General features: G+C 68.3%; 15 protein-coding genes. 6 read left to right on the top strand and 9 right to left on the bottom strand.

The annotated features are described in order from the left end of the window. Positions 1-6 precede the first annotated feature (6 nt). Entirely contained in the window at positions 7-1,599 is a 1,593-nt protein-coding gene (locus tag EV651_RS00690) for an alpha/beta hydrolase (RefSeq protein WP_133780855.1), read from the top strand. On the opposite strand, the gene EV651_RS00695 is transcribed toward EV651_RS00690, so the two are convergent. The 7 genes from EV651_RS00695 to EV651_RS00725 are packed head-to-tail and all read right to left on the bottom strand — an operon-like array spanning position 1,562 to position 10,256. Then, positions 1,562-2,863, bottom strand: coding sequence for an aspartate aminotransferase family protein (locus tag EV651_RS00695; protein ID WP_166658453.1), 1,302 nt, complete (start codon positions 2,861-2,863; stop codon positions 1,562-1,564). The genes EV651_RS00690 and EV651_RS00695 overlap by 38 nt on opposite strands. Positions 2,864-2,892: 29 nt before the next feature. Next, the gene (locus EV651_RS00700) at positions 2,893-4,260 is read right to left on the bottom strand and encodes a hypothetical protein (RefSeq protein ID WP_133780859.1); all 1,368 of its coding nucleotides are present in this window, start codon (positions 4,258-4,260) and stop codon (positions 2,893-2,895) included. Continuing rightward, positions 4,257-5,063 (bottom strand): amidohydrolase family protein, encoded by an 807-nt coding sequence (locus EV651_RS00705; protein ID WP_133780861.1) that lies wholly within the window; start codon positions 5,061-5,063, stop codon positions 4,257-4,259. Before EV651_RS00705 ends, EV651_RS00700 begins: the two co-directional genes overlap by 4 nt. Next, a complete protein-coding gene (locus EV651_RS00710) occupies positions 5,060-5,818 on the bottom strand; it encodes an amidohydrolase family protein (protein WP_133780863.1) in 759 nt (252 codons plus the stop codon). Before EV651_RS00710 ends, EV651_RS00705 begins: the two co-directional genes overlap by 4 nt. After that, positions 5,811-7,928: a heparinase II/III family protein gene (locus tag EV651_RS00715; protein WP_133780865.1), complete on the bottom strand. Its 2,118-nt coding sequence runs from the start codon at positions 7,926-7,928 to the stop codon at positions 5,811-5,813. Before EV651_RS00715 ends, EV651_RS00710 begins: the two co-directional genes overlap by 8 nt. Further along, positions 7,925-8,959 carry a Gfo/Idh/MocA family protein gene (locus EV651_RS00720; protein WP_202870104.1) on the bottom strand — a complete coding sequence of 345 codons (1,035 nt, stop codon included), beginning with the start codon at positions 8,957-8,959 and terminating at the stop codon, positions 7,925-7,927. Before EV651_RS00720 ends, EV651_RS00715 begins: the two co-directional genes overlap by 4 nt. Position 8,960: 1 nt before the next feature. Next, a complete protein-coding gene (locus EV651_RS00725; RefSeq protein WP_133780867.1) occupies positions 8,961-10,256 on the bottom strand; it encodes an ABC transporter substrate-binding protein in 1,296 nt (431 codons plus the stop codon). Between the two features lie 190 nt (positions 10,257-10,446). Between EV651_RS00725 and EV651_RS00730 the strand changes: the two genes are divergently transcribed. The 4 genes from EV651_RS00730 (at position 10,447) to EV651_RS00745 (ending at position 14,622) form a co-directional block, all read left to right on the top strand. Beyond that, positions 10,447-11,328: a carbohydrate ABC transporter permease gene (locus EV651_RS00730; protein WP_133780869.1), complete on the top strand. Its 882-nt coding sequence runs from the start codon at positions 10,447-10,449 to the stop codon at positions 11,326-11,328. Then, positions 11,328-12,176 (top strand): carbohydrate ABC transporter permease, encoded by an 849-nt coding sequence (locus EV651_RS00735; RefSeq protein ID WP_133780872.1) that lies wholly within the window; start codon positions 11,328-11,330, stop codon positions 12,174-12,176. The genes EV651_RS00730 and EV651_RS00735 overlap by 1 nt, the downstream gene beginning before the upstream one ends. 104 nt (positions 12,177-12,280) lie before the next feature. Continuing rightward, positions 12,281-13,798, top strand: coding sequence for a hypothetical protein (locus EV651_RS00740; protein WP_133780874.1), 1,518 nt, complete (start codon positions 12,281-12,283; stop codon positions 13,796-13,798). Continuing rightward, positions 13,795-14,622 carry a fumarylacetoacetate hydrolase family protein gene (locus EV651_RS00745; RefSeq protein ID WP_238156569.1) on the top strand — a complete coding sequence of 276 codons (828 nt, stop codon included), beginning with the start codon at positions 13,795-13,797 and terminating at the stop codon, positions 14,620-14,622. Before EV651_RS00740 ends, EV651_RS00745 begins: the two co-directional genes overlap by 4 nt. Positions 14,623-14,713: 91 nt before the next feature. On the opposite strand, the gene EV651_RS00750 is transcribed toward EV651_RS00745, so the two are convergent. Next, the gene (locus EV651_RS00750; protein WP_133780876.1) at positions 14,714-15,565 is read right to left on the bottom strand and encodes an SDR family oxidoreductase; all 852 of its coding nucleotides are present in this window, start codon (positions 15,563-15,565) and stop codon (positions 14,714-14,716) included. A gap of 120 nt (positions 15,566-15,685) precedes the next feature. Here EV651_RS00750 and EV651_RS00755 point away from each other — a divergent pair, with 120 nt between their 5' ends. After that, positions 15,686-16,585 (top strand): AraC family transcriptional regulator, encoded by a 900-nt coding sequence (locus tag EV651_RS00755; protein ID WP_133780878.1) that lies wholly within the window; start codon positions 15,686-15,688, stop codon positions 16,583-16,585. Here EV651_RS00755 and EV651_RS00760 read toward each other — a convergent pair. Continuing rightward, a complete protein-coding gene (locus tag EV651_RS00760) occupies positions 16,572-17,612 on the bottom strand; it encodes a helix-turn-helix transcriptional regulator (RefSeq protein WP_238156570.1) in 1,041 nt (346 codons plus the stop codon). The genes EV651_RS00755 and EV651_RS00760 overlap by 14 nt on opposite strands. Positions 17,613-17,725: the final 113 nt, after the last annotated feature.

A 17,725-nucleotide genomic window follows, 5' to 3' on the forward strand; every position in this document is an offset into this window, starting at 1 on the left:
GGTGACATGACGCCCAGAATCCTTCGAAGACTGTCTGTCGCCGGCGTGGCGCTCGTGCTGCTGACGCCGATGACCACCGCAGTGGCTCAGGCGAAGTCCGCAGTACCGAAGATCGCGTGGGGTACCTGTGGAAGCGACCCGAAGCTGAAGCCGTTCGAGTGCGCGACCGTCGAGGTCCCGACCGACTACGACAACCCGCACGGACCGACCACGACGATCGCGTTGACCCGGCTGCCGGCCGGCGACCCGGCCCACAAGGTCGGCACGCTGTTCACGAACCCAGGCGGTCCCGGTGGCTCCGGTGTCGACCTGGTGCAGCAGGCGGGTCAGTTGATCTACACCCCGGAGGTCCGCGCGAAGTTCGACATCCTCGGGTTCGACCCGCGGGGCGTGAGCCGTTCGGATCCGGCCACCTGTTACCCGACCGCCGCCGAGGAGTCGGCGGCGCTGGCGAACGTCCCGGCGTTCCCGGTGACCGCGAAGGAAGAACGCAGGTTCATCGTCGACGCGGCAAAGCAGGCGATGAGCTGCCGGACCACGTCGCTGGACCGGCTCGCGCACTACTCGACGGCGAACGTTGCGCGTGACATGGATCTGCTGCGGCAGGCGGTCGGCGACGAGAAGCTGTCGTACGTCGGCTACTCGTACGGCACGTACCTCGGTGCGACGTACGCCAAGCTGTTCCCGAACAAGGTCCGTGCACTGGTCCTCGACGGCACCCTCAGCCCCGAGTGGTACTCCGGCTCGAACGGCGACCCCAACCCGGTCGGTGTCCGGCTGAAGCAGGGCGAAGGCGCGTACGACACGTATGAGCAGTTCCTGGCCGAGTGCAAGCAGGCCGCCGCGAACTGTGCGTTGAACGAGCTCGGCGATCCGAAGACTGTTGTGGAGAGCACGCTCGATCGGCTGAAGACCCACCCGGTCGTCGTCGCGCTGCCGGACGGCTCCACGTTGACCGTGACGTACGCCGTTGCTGTGGCGATGACGTTCTCGAACCTGTACGACCCGATCGGTTACCCGGCGCTCGCCGAGACGTGGGCCCAGCTCGCCGGCCAGAACCGGGCAAAGGCCGCTGCGAAGGCGCCGCAGGCACTCGTCGAGTGGAACCGGCGCAAGGAGGACTACAACTCGATCGGAACCGTGCTGCAGCCATGTGTCGAGGCGAGGCAGTCCGGCCGTCCGCTGGCGTACCCGGCGTACGCCGATGCCGCCGATCGACGCGCTCCGCACTTCGGCCGGTTCCGCGCCTGGGTCGGGATTCACTGTGAGTTCCTGGGGATCCGCGACACCGACGACTTCCGCGGCCCGTGGCAGAACAAGGTGCGGCAGCCGGTGCTGGTGTTCGGCACCCGCCACGATCCGGCCACGCCGTACGCGGCAACGCGGCCGTACGCCGACCTGTACCCGGACGCCCGGATGGTGACCGTCGAGGGCTACGGGCACACCACGATCGGCAAGAGCACCTGCGCCGACGCGATGATCACTGACTACCTCACCCAGCTGAAGGCCCCTGCGGACGGCTCGACCTGCAACCAGGACCGCAAGCCGTTCGACCCTGTGTCTAAAGGGCAGCGAGCACTGAGTCTGCTACCGCAATAGTCTCGTCGACCTGGTCCGCGGTGTGCTCGGTGGACAGGAACCACAACCCGCGCGGCACGATGCTGATACCGGCAGCGAACAGACCCGCGTGGAACCGAGCCATCGCGGCCCGGTCGCAGGCAGCGAACGTGCGGTAGTCGGTGACGGCGGCCTGGTCCGTGATGTATGTCTGGAACACCGGACCGGGCCCGTCCACGAGCAGTGGCACCGCATGCTTTGCAGCTGCCGCGCGCAGGCCGGCCATCAACCGTTGGCCTGTCGCGATCAACGGTGGGTACACGTTGTCGCGGTGCTCGTCGAGATGACGCAGTACCGCGTCGGCGGCCGCCATCCCGACCGGATGGGAGTTGAACGTCCCGGCGTGCGCGACCTTGCCGTCCGCGATCGTCGCCATCACCTCGGCCGAGCCGACCAGCGCGGACACCTGCATCCCGCCGGCCATCGCCTTCCCGAACGCAGCCAGATCGGGTACGACGCCCAGCAGCTCGCCCGCCCCGCCCGGAGCGACCCGGAACCCGGTGATGATCTCGTCGAAGATCAGCAACGATCCGTGCTCCCGAGTCAGCTCCCGGAGCCCTTCGAGGTAGCCAGGAGCCGGTGTGATGCAGCCGGTGTTGCAGAGCAGCGGCTCGAGGATGACCGCGGCGATCTCGTCCCCGCTGCGTGCGAACACCTCGGCGACAGCCGGCAGATCGTTGTAGGGCAGGACAATCAGGTCGTCCGCGTCGTGCCGCGGCTGACCCGCCGTACCGCCGACCGCGGTGGGGTGCCGGGCGTCGCCGGCCAGGGCGAGGTCCGGGTGCACACTGTAGAGGACCGGGTCGAGCCAGCCGTGGTAGTTGCCTTCGAACTTCACGATCTTCGGGCGGCCGGTGTGGCCGCGGGCCAGCCGGATCGCGCCGTGCACAGCCTCCGAGCCGACGCTGTTGAAGCGGACCAGCTCCGCCGCGGGCACCATGCTGCACAGGCGTTCGGCGACCTGTGCCTCCAGCTCGTGCTGGGCGGCGTACGCGACGCCACGGCGTACCTGGTCGGAGACTGCGTCGGCGACGAGCGGTGCGGCGTGGCCGAGGAGGTTCGGGCCTTGGCCGAGCACGTAGTCCAGGTACCTGTTGCCGTCCACGTCCCACAGCTCGGCGCCGCGGGCGTGGTCCACGAACAGCGGCCGGTCAGCTCGGCGGGCATCGCTGGAGACACCGCCTGCGATCACCTGTCGGGCGCGCGCGTACAGGCGGTCTGCGTGGTCGTGACGACGAGTCTGCACAGGCTTTCTCCAGAGGTCAGTCGAGAAGGTCAGTCGAGCTTCTCGGTGAGTAAGCGGAACTGCTGGCGTGGCCGACCGCCGGCGTTAGAGCGAGCCGGTGGCAGTGGCCAGGCGAGACCTGCCTCGACCAGCTCCTTCAGCATCCGGCGTCCGGTGCGCTGGGTGACCTGCATGATCGCGGCGACGCTCTCGACGTCTACGACCACCTGTCGGCCCGGAGCCGAGCTCATGGCAGAGGCGATTGACGTGACGATCTCCAGCGCCCGCTGGTCGATCGGCGACGTCCCGTCGGCCGGTGCGGATTCAGTCGTCGCAGGACCGGGCTCGAGGTCGACGCGGTCGCTGCTGCCGTCCAGGTACACGGCTACCTTGCCGCCTGCCGCTACAGAGTCCTCAACGGCCATGAGTGCGTTTGCCTCTGCAGCACGAGCGGTCTGACCGGTTCCGGCGCCTACAGCGACAGGTACGCCGAGCTGTGCAGTCAACGCGCCTAGGAAGGGCGCAACCGCGAACTGCTCAGTCAGCCGCAGCAGAGCGCCGTACGTCGTGGTGACCAGGAAGAGTGTGTCGGACCGGCGCGTGACCGACGCACCGACCTGGCGGGCCTCGGACAGCAGCTTCTGGTGCGTCGACAACGCCAGCTCCTGCTGCCAGTAGTCACCCGACTCGGCCCGCGACGCACCGGTCGGAATGACCTGTACGGCGATCATCGCGAGCTGATGTGCTCCCATCAGGGTGCCCTGGCCGAGCAGTACGGCGGTCTCCAGTGCATCCCGCACACTCGACCGCGTCGGCGCGATCCGCAGCACCGGTACGCCGTCCGCGCGCAGCTCACGCTCCACGGCCAGGATCGTGGTCAGCGCCAGCGTGGTGTGCTGGCGTTCCCACTTCTCGCGGTGGAACGCAGCGAACCCCGCGACGGACTCGGGGCCTTCGTACGGGATGTCGTACACCTGGGCGGTGTCCAGGCCGATCTCGCTGTACGCCTCCGAGACGTCCGCGAGTGAGAGCGAGTCGATGCTGACCCGGCTCAGGTCGACGTCCTTGATCGTCAGCGAGGCCCGCAGCAGCGCGGCGTACAGCGCGGCGCCGGTCAGCGGCAGGTGGGTCGACGGGACGGTGAGCCAGTGGCCGGTCGTCGCCAGGTCGAACGCCCACGGGCCGGGGAACACCGCCGCGTCGATCCGGTCCCGCAGCCGCAGGTAGCGCTCCTCGGCCTCGGACAGGTCGTCGTACCCGCCGGTCAGGAATCGCACGCCGTTCACGGACCGCTCCGCGACCTCCTGGCCGACCTCCGACATCGTCTTGACCAGCCGGCGTGGGCCGAACAGTCCGACCGTCACCGCGGGCAACCGCTCGCCGGACACCTGTTCGGACTGCTGCATCTCTTCCGTCATTGGCCAACCCCTCGTTCTCCCGGCCCTTCCGGTAACAGCCGCCACCGGAACAGCTTGCGGGCGTTCCCGCTGAGAACATCTTGGCGTTGACTCTCCGTCAGCGGTGCACAGACCACGCGGCCCAGCGACATGCGCTGGTCGATGAAGGGGAAGTCGGAACCGAACAGCACCCGCCCGCTGCCTACCTGGTCGACCATGGCGCAGATCAGCGGCCCGGTCATCTGCGAGCCGCACACCTCCAGCCAGAGCGAGTCGTACCGGCGGGCTGCCTCGATCGCCTCGTCCACCCCGGCCGGTGTGATCCCGGCATGCCCGAGGACAACCGACGTACCCGGATAGCGTTCCGCGACCACCTCGAACAGCCGTGGCGCGTCGTACGGCGACTGGTGCTCGGAGTGACTGAGCACGGGACAGCCGGTGGACTCGGCGAACTCCCACACCGCGGCGTACCGTGCGCCGGTGACCGGGTAGCGATGCAGGCTCGGATGCACCTTGATTCCGACGAACCGGTCGTCTGTCGCGAGCCGCTCGAGCTCGCGCTCCGGCTCCTGCCACGGGTTGATGACCGCGTACGCCGCGATCCGGTCCGGGTAGGCGTCGACGGCGGCGAGCGACTGCGAGTTGCCGTGGTGCGCGTCCTGCTGGATCGCACGGTTCGCCGCGAGCACGGTGACGTCGGTGCCGGTCCGGTCCATCACCGCGACCATCGTCGCGGCGTCCGACTCGGGGATGAAGAACAGCGAGTACGGGCCGAGGTGCGCGTGCACGTCGACGATCCGATGCTGCGGCCGCCGTCCGATCATGCGCGTACTCCCTGGAGCAGCCGGCGCGCGTTCCCCGAGCCGACCAGGCGGACCGTCGCGTCGTCGAGACCGGACCACGCGAGCCGGACGATGCTCTCCCCGGGATCGCGGACCCCGAGGCCGGTCGCGAACAGCAACCGGTCGGCGAGGTCGTTGGCGGCGAGCCACTCGACGCCTTGGTGTGCGGCGAAGTCGACGAGATCGACGAAGACGTTGGAGTGGCCGACAAGCGCGGCCCAGAGTTCGCGGAGCTTGCGGTAACCGAGGTTCGACACGACGATCGGCAGCTCCGGGAAGCGGGCCGCCATCGTGTTCAGATCCGGCCAGGACAGTTCGGCGGCGTCGACGCACAAGGGCAGGCGGTTTGCCTGCAGTGCGTCGTACAACTCGTCGAGCAGAGCGGGGGAGAAGCCGTGCGACGCGGGGTGGATGCGGAAGGCCGCGACCCCGTCGTCCACCGCGCGATCGACCAGGTCGGTCAGCGAGTCGAGCTCACCGGACGTCGCGGGGACGGCGGTCCAGCACGCCACTACGCCGCGGTCGGCCAGGTCGTGGGCGATCGCAGAGGCTTCGGCGTTGCCGCCGATCGGGTCGTGCAACCACGACGCCATCGCGCTCACCAGAGCGCCGGACAGCGCGTACCGGTCCAGATGCGCGGCGATCGCGTCCCGGTCGGTGGGTGGGAGCAGGGAGGCAGGATGCGCGCCGGTGACGATCCGCGCGTCGAACCACCCGCTGGTTACGTCGTCACTCATAGCGAACCCCGTCAACAGTCCACGCCCAAGCGTACGGAAGCGTCAAGTGCGCCCACTCGTCCTCGACGATCGCGTCGATCAGCATCCCGTTGAGCCTGATCTCACCCTGTGCGCGAATCCACAGCCCGCACCGCCCCGAGCAGGTGATCTCGAAGCTGGTCGGCCTGGCCACTACGTCGACGTCGTCAGTCGCCCGTAGCAGGCCCGGCAGCATCCGCACCCGCCACCCGGTTGCCCAGGACAACTGACCGCCGACGGTCCGCGTCCACGTGGACGGCCCGATCCGGTCGATCGTCTCGCCGAAGGCGACCACCAGCTCACCGTCGACCCGATCCACCGACACTGCGGCCGGCTCAGCGCCGGCGTGCGGCACCAGCACCGTCGTGAAATCGCCGGTCGACCGCGTCACCGTGAGCGAGTGCAGCGGGCCGTACTCAGCCGTCCGACGCTCCAGCACCGGATGACGAGCTACGCCCTCGGTCAGCTCAACTGCGGCAGCATCACCGGCGTCAATCAGCAGCAAGCCCGGTCCGTTGGGCGCAGAGGCGTCGTACGCGAGCTGGCCCACCTGACGCCACGGGTGCAGCGCGTGCCAGTGAGCACGGAAGGTGTGCGCGTCCGGCGCGTGGTCGGTGACAACGACGTACGACGGGCTCTCGCGGACCAGTGCGATCGTTCGGGTCTGCTCCACACCGTTGCCGTGGTGACGGCCAGAGAAGACCGCGAGCACGTCGGCGTCGACCAGTGGATCGACGCGCACCCCGCGATCCGTCGAGAGCTCTTGGTCGTCGACGAGGACCGTGTTGTGGCCGCGGCCCGACTGGTACCACGTCAGGTAGTCCGGATCGTCGTAGCTCGGTGGACCGCCCGCCTCCCACAGCAACGGCTGCTGCCACCCGTCCAGCACCAGGTCGAGTACGGCGCGATGTGAGTGCGACTCCAACTCGTGCTCGACATGCGGGCCGTGGTTGATCACCGCGCGCAGTTCTGGACTCCGCAGGATCGTGTACCCCGACTCCGGCAGCACAGTCGCCTGCGGCAGCTCAGGAACCGCGCCTGGCGACAGCCACCGCTCCTCACGCTCCGGCCGAGCAGGAAACGTCGCCACCTCCCCAGCGAGCTCCGACGGCGACATCCACTGCGCGGCGATGCGAGCGAACGCAGAGTCGTTCAGCAGGTAGCTGCCGCGCAGCAACGACGCTGCGGGCCACTCGATCCCACTGTCCTGCAGGTGCGGCAGCCAGCCGCCCGACGACACCAGCTCGCACATCCACGTGTGCATCGCTGCAAAACGGGGATGCGCCACCACAGCCGGGTCGATCCGCGCTGCTGTCTGCAGAGCCGTCAACACCATCCGGTGGTACCCGGGTGAGCGTTCGTAGTGCCCGCCGTCCGGATAGATGTCCAGTAGCAGGTGCTCCTCGATGCGCTGCCGCGCACGCTCGGCCCACGCCTCAGACTCCGCGAGAGAGGGCAGTACGGCGCTGAGGTGCAGCAGCTCGGTCGCGCACACCAGTTGCCAGTTCCCGTGCCGGAAGACGTCATGCTCGTCGTACGACCAGCGGGCTCCGCCGACGAGTGTCGCGAGCAGCCGGCCCCACACGCGGTCGGACAGCGGTGAGGAGGTCAGTACCTCGAGTGTCGGCAGCAGGCTGCGGCAGCGTGCCCACGTGCCGAGCGAGTACCAGATGACGTCGAGACCCGGCCACTCACCGGTCACCGAGTCACGCCGCTCCACCCACTGATCGAGATGCTTCTCGAACGCTTGTAAGTAGCGCTCGTCACCGGTCAGCAGCCACGCCTGCACTCCAGGCGCGAGCCACCCGAGGTAGTGGAAGCCGTACAGCTGCGACCGTCCGAGTCCCTGCCCGGTGACATCAACACCATCCAGTAGCGGAGCAGCAGCTGCCAGTACGGCGTCCGGTGTGGCTCGGATCGCCTCAGCCCACTCCGGCAACGGCCAAGCCGGCCGCCTCAGCTGCTCACCCACAAACGCGCGGAGACCCGCCAGGTCGGAAGCAGGTGAGCCGAACGCCTTGATCAGGTCGTCGGTCCCGATCCGATTGATGCGCCCGTCGATGTGCCGCGGCTTCTCAGGTCCTTCGGTCATGCGACCGGCATGGACACGTCGACGGGTTGGCGTGTTTCGATCGACAGGTGGGCGGCCTCGAGTACGGCGGTGACGTTGCGGCTGCTCTCGATCGTGATGAGCGGTTCCCGGCCGGTGCGGCAGCAGTCGACCCAATGCGCGATCGCGTCGGCGTACGCACCGGACGGGATGCCGTGCATGACCCGCTGCAGCATGTTCCGCGGGTAGCTGTAGCCGTCCGGCTTGGCCAGTACGACGTTCTCCCGCTGTCGGTCCAGCTGCACCACACCGTCGTCCGCGACCACTGCGACGTACGAATCGACTGTCGTCGGGAACGTGTTCGGGTAGATCCACGCGGACTCGAAGGTCGCCACCGCACCGCGCGAGTACTCCGCCTGGATCTGGATCGCGTCCGGCGTCTCGATCCCGAGCGACCGGAGTTTGCCCCAGCGCGCGGTCGCGTAGACCCGGCGTACCTGGTCGCGGAGCAGCCACGAGACCAGGTCGATGTCGTGACTGGACAGGAACCACGCGCAGGTCGTGCGATCCGCCCAGGAGAGCATCTCGGTCGGCACGAAGATCGTGTCGTCCTTGCGGGCGTAGGCGACCGCGGCGTCGCCGAGGTCCGCGAGCAGGTCGTAGGCCTGCGCGTACGCCGGCACCCACCGATGGTTGAACAGGCACATCGCGATCACGCCGTTCTCGCGGATGGCCTTCACCGCCGCGTCGGCCTCCGCGACCGACGTGGTCATCGGCTTCTCCACCAGGATGTGCTTCCCGGCCTCCGCGGCGCGGACCATCATCTCGCCGTGGACATCGTCCGGCGTGGTCAGGACGACCGCGTCCACCGCGGGGTCGGACAGCAGGGCGCCGAGGTCGGGATGGATCGTCGGCCGCGGCGCACCGCGCTCGGCGATCTCGTCCGCGAGCTGTGTGGCGGAGTCGGCGGACCGGCTGGTCACCGCCGTGATCTCGGCGTCGGCCCGGCCGGACAAGGACAACGCGTTGCCGCGTCCCATGATCCCGGCGCCCACGATCCCAATACGCAGCACGCTACTTGCCCTTCGCCAGTGTGTCGTTCCACGCCTTCTCGGCGTCGTCCAGTGCCTGCTTCGCCGACTTGGTCCCGGACATGAACGCCCGCACCTGGTCGTCGAACAGCTGCCGCAATTGCTCGTCGTTACCCGACCCCATCGACGCGTCGATGCTCTGCTTGAAGGTGTCGACCAGGATCTTCCGCGCCTGATCAGCCGGAGTGGTGCCGGAGATCTCGGTGAAGAACGGATCCTCGAGCGCTTTCACCGAGGACGGGTAGATCGGCACCAGCTTGCACAGCGCGAGCTGCTGCTCGGGCGCGGCGACGTACTTGAGCCAAGCGGCCGCGGCGGCCTGGTTGTCCGACTTCGCGGGGATCCCCATCACCTGCTGGCCCGGCATGTAGAACTTGCCGTCGGCACCGGTCACCGGCGGACCGACCGTGATCGACGAGTAGACCGCGGGAGCGTTCTTCTCGACGTTCAGCAGGGAGCTGGACACAGCGGCCGGGTTGAAAGCGATGCCCTTGTTCTCCAGCGACTGCGGCATGTCCCGCGGGTTCTCGCTGAGGCTTCCAGGGGCGATCGCGCCCGAGCTGAAGAGCGGCTTGAACTTCTCCAGCAGTGCGAGGGTCTGCGGTGTGTTGAAGGCGGCCGTCTTCCCGTCCTCCGAGACCAGCGGGATGCCGTTGGCCTGCACGACGCTGGAGTACGCCATGAAGTTGGTCGCCGACTTGCCGGTCGCGTCGTGGTACCTCTTGGCGAGCGTGAGCGCGTCGTCGTACGTCTTCGGCGGCTTGGCCGGGTCGAAACCGGCCTTGGCCAGCAGATCCTTGTTGTAGAACGCCAGTGACGTGCCGCCGTTGTACCACGGGATCGCGATGCGCTTGCCGTCGACAACCAACGGCTCGGCCAGGTTCGGCAGGTACGCGGCGACGTCGTCGGCGCTGAACAGCGAGCCCAGGTCGGCCATCGAGCCGGCGAACAGGCCGGTGGTCGCGGAGGTGAAGTTGACGACGTCCGGCACCTTGCCGCTGGCGATCGCCGCCAGCAGCTTGGTGGTGATGTCGGCACCCGGTACGTCGACCCACTTGATCGAGACCTTCGGGTGCTCCTTCTGGTAGGCGTCGATCCACTTCTGGATGTCCGGCCCGTAGTTCTTCTGCAGGTTGATCGTCCACCACTCGACGTCACCGGAGTAGGCGTCGCCGGACTGTTTCTGGTCGTCGCTCCCGCCCGCGGGACTGCCGGACACGCAGCCGGCGAGGGCGAGGACGAGAGTGGCGACAACAGCGGTGAGTCGGAGTCGGGCCATCGTTGGCTCCTCAGAGGGAAATGTCCTAAACCTGGCTTACAGACATCAGAGTGTTCGCCATCTGTTCGCACGAGTCAACGGAAGATGCCGGAAATTTTCTGTAGTTACCGCTTCCGGGCCGCTGTGTTCTGCGTTACGGTTCCCGTCAGCTTGGTATCTGAAATCCGGGTTTCAGACACGAGGAGCGGGTATGCCGGGTTTGAAGGGCCGCGTGGTCGGTCAGCACTGGTACACGCCGTACGTGTTCATGCTGCCCGGGCTGCTGTTCTACGCCGCGATGTTCGCGTGGCCGGCCGTGATCGCGATCCAGCTCGCGTTCTCCGACTACGACATCGTGCATCCGGTGCGCTTCTCCGGGCTGGACAACTTCGTCCGGCTGGCGCACGACCCGCGGGTCTGGATCGCGCTGCGGAACTCGCTGCTGTTCGTGCTGATGTTCCTGCCGCTGACCGTGGTCGCGCCGCTGTTCCTGGCGATGCTGGTGAACCTCAAGCTGCGCGCGATCCAGGCGTTCCGGATGCTCTACTACCTGCCGGTCATCACGTCGATGGTCGCGGTGGCGGTCGCCTGGCGGTACGTGTTCAACCGCGAGGGCGTCGTGAACTGGGTGCTCGGCCTGTTCGGCGCCGGGCCGACCGACTTCCTGCTCGACCGGCACTGGGCGCTGCCCACGGTCGTGCTGCTGGAGGCGTGGAAGAACGCCGGTCTGTTCATGATGATCTACCTGGCCGGTTTGCAGTCCGTTCCGTCGGACCAGCTCGAGGCGGCGACGATCGACGGCGCGAACGCATGGCAGCGGCTGCTGAACGTCGTCGTACCGTCGCTGCGGCCGACCTTCGCGGTCACGCTCGTGCTCAGCATGCTCGAGGCGATGCGGGCCTTCGAGTCGGTGTACGTGCTGACCCGCGGCGGGCCGCTCGACTCCACTCTCACCCTCGGCTACTACATCTGGTCGAAAGCCTTCGAGGACTACGACATGGGCTACGCGAGCGCCGTCGGCCTGCTGCTGTGGGCGATCATGATCGTCCTGGCCGGCTTCAACCTGCTGGTGACCCGGCGGAGGGACATCTGATGGCCAGGCGGCTCTACCGGCGCACGCCGAGGCTCAACGCGCGCCGGATCGGGCTGTATGTGCTGCTGATCGCGGTCGCCGCGTTGTTCATCGGGCCGTTCCTGATCCTGCTCAGCGCCGCGACCAAACCCGCCGGCCAGGACGTGTTCGGGTTCCCGCCCGACCTGATCCCGCGGCCTCCGGTGGCCGAATGGTTCCGCGAGGCGTGGACGACGATCCCGTACGCGCGGTTCCTGGTGAACTCGGTGATCTACGTCGGCATCACTGTCCCGGTGTATCTGGTGGTGTCCGCGCTGACGGCGTACCCGCTGGCCAGGATCGCTTTCCGCGGCCGTGGCGTGTTTTTCATGCTGTTCCTGTCGATCATGTTCCTGCCCGGTGAGCTGATGCTGATCCCGCGGTTCCTGGTGATGAGCGAGCTCGGGCTGACCGACACGTTCGCGGCGGTGATCCTGCCCGCGATCCTGTCGTCGCTCGGGATCTTCCTGCTGCGCCAGGCGTTCTCGCAGATCCCGGACGAGATCGTCGAGGCCGCGCGCGTCGACGGGGCGAACGAATTCGCGATCTTCTGGCGGATCTGCGTGCCGATCGTGGCGCCGACGCTCGCCGTACTGGCGATCCTCGGGTTCGTGTCGGTGTGGAACAGCTTCATCTGGCCGTTGGTGGTGCTGACCAGCCAGTCCAAGTTCCCGATCGCGCTCGGGATCGCCTACCTGAGCGGTGTCTCCGGCACCGACGTCCGCGGTCTTGCCGCGGGCACCGTGATCTCGCTGGTCCCGGTCATCGTCGTCTTCCTCCTGCTCCAGAAACGCATCCTCAACAGCATGGGCGGCGCCGTCAAAGGCTGACCCACCCTCCCGTCGACCCCCGCCGCCCACCTCCCCGTCCATCGCCCCCCGCCGCCCACCTCCGTCTCTTTCCTCTTCTCTCCTTCCTTTCTTGTGAGGCACAGATGCACCCTGAGCTCAGCCGCCGGACGCTCCTACTCACCACCGCCGCCGGCGGGGTCGCCGCCTGGGCCGGTCTCCCGGCCCTGTCGGCCTCAGCCGATCCACTCGTCTACGACTCTCCAGCCGCGTTCGACGCAGCGCAGGCCGGCTATCTCGCGTCCAACCCCCAGGACAACGAGGCCGGCCTGTACGCCTGGGGCGAGTCCTACTTCCTGCTCGCCCTGCTGCGGATGTACGAGGCCTACCAGGACGAGCGCTACCTGCGCACGTTCGAGGACCGCGCCAGGCACCTGATGAGAACCACTGACCACGCCAGGCACGTCGAGGACTACGCCGGCCGGTCCGGCAAGGTCTGGCGCACAGCCGGCAACTACACCGCCGGCCACGGCGTGCTCCCCGACGGCAACGGCGCTCCGGCGATTCAACTTCGGTGGGCCGGGATCAGATCGGCCGAATCGACCGCCGAGGTCCTGAACGTTGCCGACGGCACCTTCGACCTCGTGCTCCGCAACCCCGCCACGACCACCGTCGTCACGCTGCCCGCCGTCAGCCTCGATCCGGCGTCACCGATGTACGTCGTGACAGCGGTCAACAACGCCTACAACGCGTCGCTGCGCTGGACCGCCGTCGATCTGCGAACGGCTCCCGCGGCTGCGCCCGCGCCGGCGGCGACCACGATCGCATTCAAGTCGCAGTACTACGTGTTCGCTGTGCACACCGGCATGATCGCGTTCCCGTTGGCCCGCTACGCCCGGATGGTGCTGCAGTCGCCGAAGCTCCGACGCAGGCAGGAGTTCGCGAGGGAGGTTCTGGACGCGGCGACCGCGGCGGTGGCGTTCCACGATCCGGAGTGGGTGTCGCGTGCGGACGGCACCGGCGACTACGTGTGGCCGAAAGGTGCGCCGATCCCGTTCGACGGGACCATCCAGCCGTACAACCAGAGCCAGGGCATCGGCCAGGTGCTGGTCGAGCTGTTCCGCGTGACCAAGCAGCCGCGCTATCGGACTCGGGTCCTGCAGATGCTGAAGGCGTACGAGCCCGCGCTACGACTCGTTGGCGACGCCTACGTCTGGACCTACTGGCCGCCGTACAGCCAGCTGTACGCCGGCTACGCGAAGACCGCGGGGATCTCGGAGTACACGCCGTCGTACCCGGCCTCGAAACAGGTCGAGGACCTGAGCCACGCCGCGATCAGCACCGAGTTCGTGCATGCGGCGTACGACGCGGGGATCGCGGGCGGACCCGCCACGGACGTCCAGCGCTTCACGAAGACGTTCACGCAGAACTTGATCCGATCCGCGACCGAGGTCTGGTACCGGGTCGACGGGACCGGCGACGCCGTGCCGGCGAACGCGGTGCAGTGTGCCCGCTGGGGTGCGTACGCCGAGCAGGATCTGCTGGTCTATCAACAGTCATTGCGCGTGTACGACGCCGTACAACTCGTGCCCGTGCAAGGCTCGCACGCATTGGGTATCGCGTACCTGAACTGGGCGAAGAACTCTGGTTGGAGGAACAAGTGAGACTGCTCCGGATCCACACCGACGACGGACTGCGCGACGCCGTAGTCGCCGATGACGGCCGGGTGGTGACGTTGCCGGGTACGTCGGAGGCGTTCGACCCGGACCGTTGGCGGGAGCGGGCCGCCGCGGCAACCGACGCGGCGGTTGAGTTCGAGGCGGTGCGACTCGCCGCACCACTCAACCCCGGGAAGATCGTGTGCGTCGGACTGAACTACGCCGACCACGCGGCCGAGGGCGGGCAGCAGGCGCCGGCCGAGCCGATCCTGTTCATGAAGGCGCCGGACACCGTGGTCGGTGCACATGACGACGTGGTGATTCCGCGCGGCGGCGAGAAAACGGACTGGGAGGTCGAGTTGGGCGTGGTGATCGGGCGTACGGCGTCGTACCTCGTCGATGAGGTAGCGGCGATGGAGCATGTCGCCGGGTATGTCCTGGTGAACGACGTGTCCGAGCGGCACTTCCAGCTCGAGCGCTGCGGGCAGTGGGACAAGGGCAAGAACTCGGCGACGTTCTGCCCGCTCGGGCCGTGGATCCTGACCGCGGACGAGGTGCCGGATCCGCAGGCGATCAAGCTCGGGCTGGACGTGAACGGCGAGGCGCTGCAGGACAGTTCGACGGCCGAGATGATCTTCGGCGTCGCGCACCTGGTGCACTACATCTCGCAGTTCATGACGCTGTACCCGGGCGACGTGATCAGCACCGGCACGCCGGCCGGCGTAGGCGCGGGGCAGAAACCACCCCGGTACCTACGCGCGGGCGACGTACTCCGGGTCTGGGCCGACGGCCTGGGCGAGCAGCACAACCGGCTCGTCGCGGCCTTGTAGCGCTAACGACAGGATGTAGTCGTCTACGTATACGACCTCGGCCGCCTGAGCGCGCCAACCCGCTGGCCCAGGTACCTGATACCTCCTGCCGTTAGCGCATCAGCGCTTCGGCGATCGTGTCCGCGATGGGCGTGGTGGGGCGGCCGATCAGGCGGGTGAGGTCGCTGCCGCGGCCGGCGAGGAGGCCGCGCTCGATGGCTTTGTCGACGCCGACGAGTACCGGTACGAACGGTGCCGGGATCCCGGCAGCTGTCAGCACCTGGGTGAGATCCTCGGGGGAGAGGTTGTTGTAGGCAACATCCTGGCCCGACTGCTTGGACAGCTCGGCGGCGTACTCAGCCAGCGTGAATGCCGTGTCGCCGTTCAGCTCGTACGCCTTCTTCTCGTGCCCTTCGCCGGTCAGTACGGCGGCAGCCGCCGCCGCGTAGTCCCGCCGCGCGGCCGACGCGATCCGCCCGTCGCCCGCGCTACCGACGACCCCGTTCGCCAGCTGTACGGCGATCTGGTCCGTGTAGACCTCGCTGTACCAGCCGTTGCGCAGGAACGTGTACGGCAGGCCGGAATCGAGGATCGCCTGCTCGGTGGCGATGTGGTCGGCAGCCAGCTCGAAGTCCGCGTCAGGTCCGCCGAGCACGCTGGTGTACGCGATCCGCGCGACCCCGGCGTTCTTGGCGGCCGTGATGACGGCCTGGTGCTGCTCCAGGCGGTTCGGGTCGAGGCCCGAGATGAGCAGGACCGTGTCACCCGCGCCGAAGGCCTTCGCCAGCGCGTCCGGGTCGTTGTAGTCGGCGACCCGGACCTCGACGCCGCGGTCCGCGATCGGGGCCGCCTTGGCGGCGTTGCGCACGACCGCGACGACCTGATCGGCGGGGACCCGCTGCAGCAGCTCGTCGATGACGAGCGTGCCCAGGTGCCCGGTGGCGGCGGTGACGACGATGCTCATCGATACTCCTTGTCGTTGGATTCTGTCACCGACATTAGGCCAGCCTCGCGAGCGGATCTATGTCCATTGAGCGCATCTTTATGTCCGATCGTCTTGACCGGTGCGCGTATGATGACGTGCATGGATGTGCTCGCCGATGTCGTCTCCGCGATGAGGACCGGTCCGGCCACGTCCGGACGCACCGATGTCCGGGGGCCGTGGGGACTGCGCTTCGTGCACTCCTTCGGCGCCACCTTCCACCTGGTCCTGCAAGGTACGGCGTGGTTGCTGCCGCCGGAGAGCGACCCCATCCCGCTCGGCCCGGGCGACGCGGTGCTGCTGCCGCGCGGCGTCGAGCACGCGATCGCCGACCACCCCGATTCGCCGCTGGTCGACTTCGACCCGTCGGTCGAGGAGCCGCCGCAGGGTCAGGGTGCGCGGTCGTTGCTGCTGTGCGGTACCTACCGGCTGGATCGCGAGCGCCTGCACCCGGTGCTGAGCAGGCTGCCCGACGTGGTCGTCGTACCGGCGAACCCTGGACGCCACCGTTCGTTGCATACGGCAATCAGCATCCTCGGCGAGGAGCTCGACGCGCAGCGGCCCGGCGCGGCCGCCGTCGTACCGGCGCTGGTGGATGCGTTGCTGGTGCTGATCTTGCGGGCCTGGTTCGAGGAGAGTGACTGCCCGGCGGATCGGGGCTGGTCGCGGGCGCTGACCGATCCCGCGGTCGTGCAGTCGCTCGAGCTCCTCCACGAGCGGCCGGGCGCCGCATGGACGGTCGCCGACCTGGCATCGGAGGTCGGGTTGTCGCGGGCTGCCTTCGCGCGGCGGTTCACGGAGGCGGTCGGGGAGCCGCCGCTGACGTACCTGTCCCGTTGGCGGATGACGACCGCGGCGCGGCTGCTGCGGGACTGTGATCGCCCGATCGCCACGGTGGCGAAGGAGATCGGCTACACGTCGGAGTTCGCGTTCGCGAAGGCGTTCAAGCGCGACTTCGGCGTACCGCCGGGGACCTATCGCAAGCAGGTCATCCCGGCCTGAGCGTCGCCACCAGTTCGCCACGGCTCCGGACGCCGACCTTGGCAAACGCCGACTTCAGATGGTCCTGGATCGTGTGCGGCGAGATCGACAACCGGTCGGCGATCGCGGCGGTGGTGTGGCCGGAGATGATCTCCAGACAGATCTCCCGCTCCCGCGTGGTCAGGCCGTAGGCCGCGAGCAGCATGCCGACCAGGTGCTGACCCGAGGCAGGCTCGATCGTCACCACCACCTCGTCCTCGCTGTCACCCAGCAGTCGGCTGCCCTGCATCAGCACCCACTCGCCGGAAGCGGTCTGCACCCGCGCCTGAAATGTCCCAGAGGCTTGGGCGCCCGTGACAATGGCCCGGAGCAGTACGCCGAAGCGTCCCGGCGCGATCTCGTCCAGCTCGTCCTGCCAGGTCCGGGCGGCCGCGGTGATCGCCCGCGGCTCGCCGCTCGGGCCGGTGACGACGATCGACGGGCCGACCCCTCCGCGATACCCGTGTGCGTCGGTGCGTACGGCGACCCGCGTCGCGGCGCCGATGACCGGCGCCACCGACCCCAGGAACTCCATCTCACGCTCACTGAAGTCGGGACCGCTGCGGACGAACCCGGCCGCGCCCCAGCAGTCCCCGTCGACGACGAACGTCGTCCGGACCTCGTGCTCGATCCCGAGCGGCCGCCACACCTCGTTCAGCCGCCGATGACCGACGACCTCGCGGTACGGCAGGTCCGACAAGCGCGCGACCTGGTGTGAGGTCCGGGCCAGTTCGGCGAACGAGTTCGGCACGGTTCCGGCGTACTCCGTCTCCGCCAGCCGCGGCTCGTACTCCGACGGGATGCGGGCCGCGCCGCTCGTCATCGAACTGATCACCAGCGTGCCCGGGTCCATCCCGGCCCAGCAGGTGAGCTCGCTGCCGACGACCTGTCCGACCACCTCGATCGCGGCCGCGTGCAGTTCGGCGACGCCCATCCCCGAGGTCGCCAGTGCCGCGATGTCCCGGCGCGCGGCCCGCGCCCGCCCCTCCCACATGCGCCCCTCCCACATGCGCTCAGTATGCGCCGACGTACCCCGGCCGCCTATCCCCGAAATGTGGGGATTCGGGTGGCTGCGACGAGCCCAGCCGCACGGGATACCTCCGCCGTACGTCGCTTCCTACC

Source organism: Kribbella sp. VKM Ac-2571 (assembly GCF_004362255.1).
Lineage (GTDB): Bacteria > Actinomycetota > Actinomycetes > Propionibacteriales > Kribbellaceae > Kribbella > Kribbella pratensis.

Coding starts and splice junctions, on each gene's coding strand:
- EV651_RS00755 (WP_133780878.1), top strand. CDS start 15,686: ATGGATGTGCTCGCCGATGTCGTCTCCGCGATGAGGACCGGTCCGGCC.
- EV651_RS00725 (WP_133780867.1), bottom strand. CDS start 10,256: ATGGCCCGACTCCGACTCACCGCTGTTGTCGCCACTCTCGTCCTCGCC.
- EV651_RS00715 (WP_133780865.1), bottom strand. CDS start 7,928: ATGACCGAAGGACCTGAGAAGCCGCGGCACATCGACGGGCGCATCAAT.
- EV651_RS00690 (WP_133780855.1), top strand. CDS start 7: ATGACGCCCAGAATCCTTCGAAGACTGTCTGTCGCCGGCGTGGCGCTC.
- EV651_RS00705 (WP_133780861.1), bottom strand. CDS start 5,063: ATGATCGGACGGCGGCCGCAGCATCGGATCGTCGACGTGCACGCGCAC.
- EV651_RS00710 (WP_133780863.1), bottom strand. CDS start 5,818: ATGAGTGACGACGTAACCAGCGGGTGGTTCGACGCGCGGATCGTCACC.
- EV651_RS00730 (WP_133780869.1), top strand. CDS start 10,447: ATGCCGGGTTTGAAGGGCCGCGTGGTCGGTCAGCACTGGTACACGCCG.
- EV651_RS00735 (WP_133780872.1), top strand. CDS start 11,328: ATGGCCAGGCGGCTCTACCGGCGCACGCCGAGGCTCAACGCGCGCCGG.
- EV651_RS00760 (WP_238156570.1), bottom strand. CDS start 17,612: ATGTGGGAGGGGCGCATGTGGGAGGGGCGGGCGCGGGCCGCGCGCCGG.
- EV651_RS00740 (WP_133780874.1), top strand. CDS start 12,281: ATGCACCCTGAGCTCAGCCGCCGGACGCTCCTACTCACCACCGCCGCC.
- EV651_RS00750 (WP_133780876.1), bottom strand. CDS start 15,565: ATGAGCATCGTCGTCACCGCCGCCACCGGGCACCTGGGCACGCTCGTC.
- EV651_RS00700 (WP_133780859.1), bottom strand. CDS start 4,260: ATGACGGAAGAGATGCAGCAGTCCGAACAGGTGTCCGGCGAGCGGTTG.